General features: G+C 29.3%; 10 protein-coding genes. All 10 read right to left on the bottom strand.

What is annotated here, in order from left to right:
- Positions 1-36: 36 nt before the first annotated feature.
- The 10 genes from J2S18_RS15630 to thiW all read right to left on the bottom strand — a co-directional run bounded on the left by J2S18_RS15630 (position 37) and on the right by thiW (position 8,260).
- The gene (locus J2S18_RS15630; protein WP_307488229.1) at positions 37-828 is read right to left on the bottom strand and encodes a sulfite exporter TauE/SafE family protein; all 792 of its coding nucleotides are present in this window, start codon (positions 826-828) and stop codon (positions 37-39) included.
- A gap of 94 nt (positions 829-922) precedes the next feature.
- The gene (asrC, locus tag J2S18_RS15635; RefSeq protein ID WP_307488230.1) at positions 923-1,972 is read right to left on the bottom strand and encodes a sulfite reductase subunit C; all 1,050 of its coding nucleotides are present in this window, start codon (positions 1,970-1,972) and stop codon (positions 923-925) included.
- Positions 1,973-1,987: 15 nt separating this feature from the next.
- Positions 1,988-2,782, bottom strand: a complete 795-nt coding sequence (asrB, locus tag J2S18_RS15640; RefSeq protein ID WP_307488233.1) for an anaerobic sulfite reductase subunit AsrB — start codon at positions 2,780-2,782, stop codon at positions 1,988-1,990.
- The gene (gene asrA, locus J2S18_RS15645; RefSeq protein ID WP_307488235.1) at positions 2,775-3,815 is read right to left on the bottom strand and encodes an anaerobic sulfite reductase subunit AsrA; all 1,041 of its coding nucleotides are present in this window, start codon (positions 3,813-3,815) and stop codon (positions 2,775-2,777) included. The genes asrB and asrA overlap by 8 nt, the downstream gene beginning before the upstream one ends.
- 206 nt (positions 3,816-4,021) lie before the next feature.
- Positions 4,022-4,747 carry a ferredoxin-like domain-containing protein gene (locus J2S18_RS15650; RefSeq protein WP_307488236.1) on the bottom strand — a complete coding sequence of 242 codons (726 nt, stop codon included), beginning with the start codon at positions 4,745-4,747 and terminating at the stop codon, positions 4,022-4,024.
- A 146-nt stretch (positions 4,748-4,893) separates the two neighbouring features.
- On the bottom strand, positions 4,894-5,400 hold the full coding sequence (locus J2S18_RS15655; RefSeq protein WP_307488237.1) for a hypothetical protein: 507 nt from the start codon (positions 5,398-5,400) through the stop codon (positions 4,894-4,896).
- A gap of 57 nt (positions 5,401-5,457) precedes the next feature.
- The gene (gene thiE, locus J2S18_RS15660) at positions 5,458-6,075 is read right to left on the bottom strand and encodes a thiamine phosphate synthase (protein ID WP_307488239.1); all 618 of its coding nucleotides are present in this window, start codon (positions 6,073-6,075) and stop codon (positions 5,458-5,460) included.
- A complete protein-coding gene (thiM, locus tag J2S18_RS15665) occupies positions 6,062-6,886 on the bottom strand; it encodes a hydroxyethylthiazole kinase (protein ID WP_307488240.1) in 825 nt (274 codons plus the stop codon). Before thiM ends, thiE begins: the two co-directional genes overlap by 14 nt.
- Positions 6,887-6,912: 26 nt before the next feature.
- The gene (thiD, locus tag J2S18_RS15670; RefSeq protein ID WP_307488241.1) at positions 6,913-7,716 is read right to left on the bottom strand and encodes a bifunctional hydroxymethylpyrimidine kinase/phosphomethylpyrimidine kinase; all 804 of its coding nucleotides are present in this window, start codon (positions 7,714-7,716) and stop codon (positions 6,913-6,915) included.
- Between the two features lie 13 nt (positions 7,717-7,729).
- The gene (gene thiW, locus J2S18_RS15675) at positions 7,730-8,260 is read right to left on the bottom strand and encodes an energy coupling factor transporter S component ThiW (RefSeq protein WP_307488243.1); all 531 of its coding nucleotides are present in this window, start codon (positions 8,258-8,260) and stop codon (positions 7,730-7,732) included.
- Positions 8,261-8,492 lie beyond the last annotated feature (232 nt).

Genomic DNA, 8,492 nt, shown 5'->3' on the forward strand with positions numbered 1-8,492 from the left:
TCTTTCATTGATCCTTCTTAATTATTTATTTTATATTTATCCTATTTTTCCTACATAACCTACAAAGTTATAAATGCTTATAGCTATTACAACTACTACTAATGTTGTATAAACCTTATCTACACCTTTTAGAGATAACTTTTTAGATATCATAGGTCCTATTGTTCCTCCTAATAATCCACCTGCAAGCATAAATAAGCATACAGCCCAATCAAATGGTGGAACTTTTCCTCTAAATATTGTAAATAAGAAACATGTAAGTTGTGAAAAGAATATTATGTATATTGAATTAAGTGCAGCCTTTTTACTATCCATTGCAAAGAAAAGATATAAAATAGCAAGGTTAATTGGTCCTCCACCTATTCCCATAAAAGCTGATATTGATCCTAGCCCAAAACCAAATAAAATACAAGCTAAGCTATTTTCAACATCATATACTTTAAATTTGCTTTTATTTAATGTAAATATAAGTACTCCGATAGTTACTACTGCAAGTAATAGGGATTGTGCTGCACCAACTACAGCACCTTTCCCATAACTTGTTTTTATTAAATCGAAGATATATTTACCTATCATACCACCAATAGCACCACCTACTGCTAGTAATGTTCCTTTTCGTTTGTCTACTTTTACAGTAGAATTTCTACTTCTAAATAGTGTCATACTAGTCATTGCTAAGACTGTACATCCTGATAAAAAGCTTATTGTTGATACACTTAATCCGCCTAATGCATCTAATGTGGGTTTAATAATAACTCCACCACCTATACCGCTTATTGCTCCAACTATGCACGAACATAGACAAACAAAGAAATAAATTATACTCATAATACTAATACCTTCTTTTCAATTTATTTAAACAAATGTATGTTTTTCTAAAAATTTTTCTTACGTTGTTTTTTTGTTCTTCTTTATTCTTTTTTTATTCTCTAATCTCTCTAGTTGTTTCTATACTTTTATGCATTCCAATTGGTTTAACATTAAAGTTTGATCTATATTCTGTTTCTGCCCAGAATATATTATCAGCAACTAAAGCTTCTGGATTTAATTTTACTCCATCTAAAATTATTTCTTTAAATTTATGGTATCCAGCTCTATCTATTAAATGTCCACCATGTAAATATTCAGGTTTATAATCTAGTGCCCATTTTGAGAATTTTTGCCAGTTACCAAATATTGCAAGAACAACTTCTTCTGTAGCAAAGTTAATAAATGTTTTTCCCATTCTTGGAGTTTGCTTTCCTGTTCTTCCACCTATAACTAATCTGTAGAATTTTTCTGGTTTTCTTGTCCAAGCACTTGCTGGACATGCAAGAACACATTCTCCACAACCAACACAACAGCAAGCATCCTTATCAATTGTTCCTCTACTATTTAAGCTTAGTACTCTAGTAGCATGATGTTCACAAGCTCTAACACAAGCTCCACAACCAATACATCTTTCTGGATGATATTCCATTCTTGCTTGTCCAATTACTCCAAAATCTTGGAAGTGACCTTTTCCACAATCATTTGGACATCCAGATACAGATACTTTTATATGATATGGTGAAGGGAAAATTAAATTTTCTATCTTCTTTGCTAATTCTTTTGTATTTGCATTTCCTTTTATACAATGAGTATTACCTATACAAGCCATAATGTTTCTTGCACCGATTGTTGGATATCCATTATCATCAACTTCCATATCGCAATTACATTCTTCAACTTCAACTTCTTTTAAATACTCTTTAACAAAAGTATTTACTGCCTCTATATTTTCATATTTAATTCCAGGAATATTAAAGGTTTGTCTCATTCCTATATGAAATGTTCCATTTCCCCATTTTTCTGCTATCTCTTGAACAGTTCCTAAATACTTAGCATTTGTTGTTCCACCAGGTACACGCATTTGAAACATAAATTCTCCAGGAACTTTAGATTGACGGAAGCAATTAGTTCTTACCTTTTTAATATCTATATCATGATTCATATATAACACTCCTTTTTAATCTAACAATGTTTTTGCCTTAGTATAATTAAATACAGGGCCTTCAAGACAAACATAAGTTTCATCTATTCTGCAGTGTCCACATTTTCCAACTGCACAAGACATTTTTCTTTCAAATGAAACCCAGATTTTTTCTTCTGGAACTCCAAGTTTTAAGAAACCTAGTGCTGTAAAATGCATCATTACTGGAGGTCCAACTATAATTACTTCATAGTTATCTCCAAAATCTTTAATAGGTAATTTATCTAAATGAGTAGTAACTAATCCAGTTTCCCATCCTTCTTTTTCTCCAGCATCTAAAGTATAGATTGTATTAAATCTTTCTTTCCATTTTGCTAGTTCTGGTTTAAATAATATTCCATCTTCATTTTTAAATCCAAATATTAAATTTAAACTTTCTACATAATTTGGTTCGTTATAAAATTTATTTATTATACTTCTAACTGGAGCAACTCCTGTACCACCAGCAACTATAATAACATTTTTTCCTTTAAATTTATCTACAGGCCAGCCTACTCCATATGGTCCTCTTAAGAATAATGTATCACCTGGTTCTAATTTAAATATTTCATCTGTAACCTTACCAACAGCACGAATAGTAAAATCTAAATAACCTTCTCCAATTCCACTAACTGATATTGGAGCTTCTCCAAACTTTGGTATTGATAATTGTAAAAACTGACCATGTTCTGGAACTATATCAGTTTCTACTCTGAAAGTATATTCTGAATTACTTTCTTTTGTTACATTAAGAATTTTACATGGCTTTGGTGTTAATATATTATTACTCATTACTATCCCCTCCACAAATTTCTTCAACAGCCTTTGCTACTTTACCAATTGTTGCTGTAATTGAAATATTTTCAGGACATCTATCTGTGCATCTTCCACAACCAACACACATATGATTATCTCCAAAAGTTTCTTTATAATCATGAATCTTATGAAGTACTTTATATCTCATTTTATCCCCTAAAGTATTTCTGAAAGTATGTCCTCCAGCCATTTCATCAAATCCATCTACGTGACATGATGCTGCAACTCTTCTTCTTTCACCAACTTTTCCATTTTCGCTATAAGCTATGTCAACAGTTGTAAAACAAGTACATGTACTACAAGCAATTGTACAACTTCCACATCCTATACATCTCTTATTGAATTCTTCCCACATAGGATGTTTCTTTAATTTTTCAAGGACTTCTTTATCCTTTATTTCGGGAATAGTAACTTTTGTCTTATTTTCTTTTATAAATTCAAGAGTAAAATCTTCCTTTTCTGATCCATTAAAGTAATCTTTGAACTCGTCATCGTTTACATTAAATAATACTGAATCATTTGAGAATCTAACAGCTAAACTATAATTATCTGTTTTATTGCTTCCCATAGATGTACAGAAACATGTATCCCAACCTTCAACACATTCCATGCATACAAATTTAACTCTATCTCTCATTCTCTTATAGAATTCATCTTGAAAGTTTCCATTTTCTAGATACACTTTATCTTGTCTCTCTTGTGCATTTATATCACAAGGTCTTGCAAATATTAATATTTTTTTACTGTGAGGCATTTTACTTTCTCTGAATTCATCTTCTGTAAAATAATATAATGTTTGATTTATTGGAGTAACTACTTCCTTAGCAGGATATGTTGACTTTTCATCATACACTATTTCATCAACTGTGTTTATTTCAGCATACTTTATTATATCAGTATCTGAATATCTTCCCTGCTTACTAAATCTTTTTGGCGCGTAAATTTTGTATTCTTTTTTTAGTTCTTTAAACAAATCATTAACTTCTTGGATTTTTAACTTATATCCCATGTTACTACCTCCAAATTATTAAACTTTAATAGATTAATTAATTGTGTTTTTTTTAACACTCTATATTTCGATACTACTCCTATTTTTTATATAATACCAATAGCTTTTTTTGATTATCTTAATAGGCATTTACTTATATAGGTTCACAAAATTAAAGGAATAGCAACTTAATTCATAAAATTCACATTACTATTCCTAAAAAAAATTTACAATTTATTCAACTTTTCACTTATTATGTAGTTCTCAACATTAGAAAATCCAATTCTCTCTATAACCTCTGCAAATCTCTCTTTTCCTACTGCATTTTTATTATAATAATCTATTACTATTTCTATTAAATCAATTAATTCCTCTTCTTTAAATCTTTTCTTAATTGGTGTTCCAAGTCTTGCTTTTTTCCCTAACCTTCCACCTAAAAATACTAAAAATTCTACTTCTGATTTTTCTAAATCTTTAACAGGCATAACTGCTAAATCATTACTTTGAGCTTTACCATAACTATTTACACAACCAAATACACCTATTTTAAATTTATTTGGAAGAACTCTTCCTAAAAATTCATTTTCAATTTTTTCTCCTAAAGTTCTTGTATCAATAAGTCCATGAACACATACACTTCCTTTACATGCTACCACTGCTCTAACTGTAGGACCTGCACCTCCAATTACTAAACCTTTTAAACTAGCCTCTTTTAACAAATCTTTCAAGTTAGATTCTTTTATATAAGGAATTTCAATTGTTAATCTACTTGTTAAACTTAATTCTCCATTTCCATATTTTTTTGCTAAATTAGCTAAAGCTATCATATCATCTGCTGAAAAATATCCTACTTTGCTTAAAAATCTTATTGCAAAATAACCATCTTGCTTTTGCGCAAGTATTCCTTTGCCCTTAAGTGATAACTTTTCTTCCTCTGTTAAAATACTGTTCATTGTAACCCTCCAAAGTTTCTAAATTATAATTAAATTATAATGCTATTTTTTAATAAGTCATATATTATTTCTTTATATAACTAATAACAATTTACCTATTTTATAAAAAAATTAAAGGCATACTAAGTTTTTAAATTAGCATACCTTTACTTTCCCATTTTAATATCCTCTATTTCATCTTTTAAATATTCTATTTCATCTATTAGTAAATTTATTTTATCTTTCAAATCTCTTACTTCAGAATTATAATTAATAGTTTCTCCTCCGTGGTCACTTGCATTATCTGGAGATGGGGCAGTTGTACAAAATGGATTACCTACATTTTTATATTTTCTATTATAGTATCTTCCGGGGCCATTTTGAAAATACTGTTGCTGAGCACTATAGGTTAATATAACTTGTCCTAATAATTCAAACCAGTTTCCTATTGAATTTTGTACATTAAATGGCATACTTCCTGCCATAACCTGCCCCATAACCTCTCCTATAACTACAAATAATTGAGGATGTAAATCCTGAAATCCTCCAGGTATATCATTACATCCTGGACCTTTATTCTGTCCTTTTGAATTAGAATTTTCATTACATTTTTCAAAAGGTATTCCACATTTTTTTAAAATTTCTTCAAAGTCATTAAACTGAAAAGAATCCATTTAATCTCCTAAAATTAAGTGATTCAATTATTATAATATTCATTTATATTAATCTTATTACATTAGCTTTTCTTTAAACTCAATAATTTTTTTATCTATATCTTTTGAATTTAATATAGCCGTTATTACTGCAACTCCATCTATTTGTTTTTTTAACTCCTCTGTTATGTTGTTTACATCTATCCCACCAATTCCATAAATAGGAACTGATACATTTTTTCTTATTTCTTCTAAAGTTTCTATTTTTATTACAGTTGTATCTTTAGTATTTGTAGAATATACTGCACCACACCCTAAATAATCACAACCATCATTAACAGCTTTTAAACTTTCTTCAACAGTTTTTGTAGACACTCCAATTATTTTATCTTTTCCAAGTATCTTCCTTGCAATTTTACAGTCCATATCATCTTGTCCTATATGAACGCCATCTGCATCTACTGCCATTGCAACATCAATTCTATCATTTACTAAAAATATTGTATTATATTTTTTGCAAAGTTTTAATAATTCTTCTGCTCTTTCACACATAATCTTAGTTGATACATTTTTATCCCTATATTGCAAAAGTCTAACACCAGATTTCAATGCCTCTTCTACCTTTTTTGTAAGCTCATCAAAGGGTATTCTATAATCTGTTACTAAGTATACTTTTTTATCCTTAAAATTCTTCATATATTACTTTTCCCCTTTCTATTATTTCATCTTTATTTATAAAAGATATTTTATCTAGTGCTTTATGTTTAAAGGAAAGTATACCTTTATCCTTATTATTTTCCATTGCTATTTCCCCAGAAATATTCATAGTTAAAAGGGCTTTAGCTGCTCCAAATATAAGATTTTCTCCTAAATCTTTTCCACATTCAACTGCAAGCATTCCACCTAGCATACACCCTGTTCCTGTTACTAATGAAAGTTCTTTAACTCCATTTTTTATTATTATTTCTCTTTTTCCATCTGTTATATAATCTTCTTTACCTGTTATTACAATTAAGCAATTATTTTTAATTGAATATTCTCTTAATTCTTTTCTAAATTCTTTAGTAAAACTTCCTTCATCTAATGAATCTATTCCAATAAAATCACTTTTAATTCCCATAAGAGTTTTTATTTCTGTAAGATTACCCTTTATTAAAGTAACTCCAATTTTTAAAAGCTTGTCTACTAAATCCTTTCTAAGTTTTGTAACATGAATTCCTACTGGATCTAAAACTACTTTAATATTATTTTCCTTTGCAACCTCTGCTGCAAGTAACATACTATCAACTTTTTCATATCCCATAGTTCCAATATTTATATGAAGGCAATTTGAAATTGGTACTCCTTCTTCTACTTCCTTTAAATCATCAATCATCATTGGTTTCCCACCATAAGAAAGTATAGTCTGTGCAACATCATTCATAGTTACATTGTTTGTTATTGAATCTACTAAAGGGCTATCTACTTTAAAATTATCAGCTTTTATTAAAATTTCTTCTATATTCATCCTATTTATCTCCTTCTTATATTAAATTATTCTATCCCAGCAGATTTATATAATTCATAGAAATGGTGAGTTGGTCCAACACCTTTACCAAGTTCTATTCCATGTTCTATTGCAACTGTTACATATCTTTTTCCTTCCCTTACAGCCTCTTCTATATTCATTCCCTTTGCAAGGTTTGCAGCAATTGCTGATGATAGTGTACATCCTGTTCCATGTGTATTTTTACTATCTATTCTTTTTTGATTTAAATAAATAAATTTTTCTCCATCATATAAAATATCTGTTGCATCATTTTCTAGATGTCCACCTTTAACTAATATGTATTTAGGTCCAAGTTTTTTTAATTTAATACATGCCTTTTCCATATCTTCTATTGTTTTAATTTCTTCTCCAATTATTTCTTCAGCCTCTGGAAGATTTGGAGTTATTAAAGTTGAAAGTGGAAATAACTCTTTAATTAAAGTATCTTTTGAATCCTCTGATAGAAGTTTAAAACCACTTTTTGAAACCATAACGGGATCTAATACTATTTGTGGTAAATCTTTAATAGCTCTTAATCCTTCCCCTATGGCTTTTATAGATTCTATCTTTGATACCATACCAATTTTTATTGCATCTACTCTTATATCATCAAAAATAACTCTTATTTGATCTTTTATCATATTAGGTGATATATCTTCAATTCCAAAAACCCCTTGGGTATTTTGAGCTGTAATTGCTGTAATTACACTCATACCAAAAACTCCATTTGCAGAAAAAGATTTTAAATCTGCCTGAATTCCAGCTCCTCCTGAACAATCTGATCCTGCAATTGTTAATGCTCTATACATGTCTATCATCCTTTCAATTTATAACTTTTTCTTTTAATTTTTCTTCTTTATCTATATGTAGTATTTTTTTAATTGACGGAACACTTATAAGAATATATGCCATAATAGCTCCAGCAAAGGAACTTAAAGTAAATGGAACTATATAAATAAATAAGGCTCCTTCTTTACCTAAAAATAATGAAGCAATTGGATAAGCTACTAATGCCCCTATTATTCCAGTTCCAATAACTTCTCCAATTACACTTAATAATGGACTTTTAAATTTTTTATACAAAATTCCTGCAAGAAAAGCTCCAATCATACTTCCTGGAAAAGCAAGTAAACTTCCTGTACCAAAAATATTTCTAAGAAATGATGCACAAAAAGCATTTATAACTGCAAATGCTGGCCCAAGGGTTATTGCTGAAACAACATTTATAAAATGTTGTACTGGGGATATTCTCGCCCCTAAAATTGGTATTGAAAATGTTCCAAATATAGTCGCTATCGCTATTAACAATCCACTAAGAACTAATTTATAAGTTAAATTACTCTTTTTATTCATTTTCTTCTCCTCCTTTTTCTTTAATCTTTAAACTATTTTTAATTGAATTTTATTTAAGATATCTAAAATCAACAATCACCTAAAACATAGCTTTTATTTAAAGTTATACTAACCTTTTAATAATTAGTTATTAAAACAAATCATGACCACCCGTAAAACGGGTGGTTTGCTCTAGCCCTATAAGGGCATGTTACTGGCTGTGCTACTCGCACATCGAAACGGTTTGCCAACC

Origin of the sequence: Eubacterium multiforme (assembly GCF_030813415.1) — a bacterium.
GTDB lineage: Bacteria > Bacillota > Clostridia > Clostridiales > Clostridiaceae > Clostridium > Clostridium multiforme.

Excerpts from the sequence above, each read along its gene's own strand:
- J2S18_RS15630 (WP_307488229.1), bottom strand. The coding sequence starts at position 828 with ATGAGTATAATTTATTTCTTTGTTTGTCTATGTTCGTGCATAGTTGGA.
- asrC (WP_307488230.1), bottom strand. The coding sequence starts at position 1,972 with ATGAATCATGATATAGATATTAAAAAGGTAAGAACTAATTGCTTCCGT.
- asrB (WP_307488233.1), bottom strand. The coding sequence starts at position 2,782 with ATGAGTAATAATATATTAACACCAAAGCCATGTAAAATTCTTAATGTA.
- asrA (WP_307488235.1), bottom strand. The coding sequence starts at position 3,815 with ATGGGATATAAGTTAAAAATCCAAGAAGTTAATGATTTGTTTAAAGAA.
- J2S18_RS15650 (WP_307488236.1), bottom strand. The coding sequence starts at position 4,747 with ATGAACAGTATTTTAACAGAGGAAGAAAAGTTATCACTTAAGGGCAAA.
- J2S18_RS15655 (WP_307488237.1), bottom strand. The coding sequence starts at position 5,400 with ATGGATTCTTTTCAGTTTAATGACTTTGAAGAAATTTTAAAAAAATGT.
- thiE (WP_307488239.1), bottom strand. The coding sequence starts at position 6,075 with ATGAAGAATTTTAAGGATAAAAAAGTATACTTAGTAACAGATTATAGA.
- thiM (WP_307488240.1), bottom strand. The coding sequence starts at position 6,886 with ATGAATATAGAAGAAATTTTAATAAAAGCTGATAATTTTAAAGTAGAT.
- thiD (WP_307488241.1), bottom strand. The coding sequence starts at position 7,716 with ATGTATAGAGCATTAACAATTGCAGGATCAGATTGTTCAGGAGGAGCT.
- thiW (WP_307488243.1), bottom strand. The coding sequence starts at position 8,260 with ATGAATAAAAAGAGTAATTTAACTTATAAATTAGTTCTTAGTGGATTG.